The organism is Ideonella sp. FW305-24, from assembly GCF_058788035.1.
The window spans coordinates 1-323 of sequence record NZ_JBYTAI010000037.1 but is presented as its reverse complement, the minus strand read 5'-3'; the positions used below and the strand labels follow the sequence as shown (position 1 = coordinate 323).

General features: G+C 68.4%; 1 protein-coding gene. It reads right to left on the bottom strand.

Going from position 1 to position 323, the window contains the following annotated elements; all coding sequences use genetic code 11:
• Window positions 1-114: 114 nt before the first annotated feature.
• Window positions 115-323 (bottom strand): hypothetical protein (locus AC3WR5_RS33340; RefSeq protein WP_492490089.1); only part of this gene is annotated, 209 nt, incomplete at its 5' end.

Genomic DNA, 323 nt, shown 5'->3' with positions numbered 1-323 from the left:
CAGGACGGCCGACGACTACGCGATGCTGCTGCCCTGGCGCATCGACCTGACCGCAGACTGAGCGGCGCCTGCCTCGCCATTGCCGCAGGGGCAAGGACGCGGTTCATTGACCGCTTACCGCTTGTCCGGCACGTTGCCGCTTCGGTACGACAACGGGCAGTCCGACACCCAGCGCTCAAACATACCCGTGGCGGCCAGGAACTCGGCGAAGAACACCAGCTGGCCGTGCGGCGTGGCTGCCGCGCCGTAAGCGTCCGGCCAAGTCAGCTCGGCCTGAGGCATGCGGCTGACGCCGCACTTCAGGAAGCGGGCGCCCAGCGATG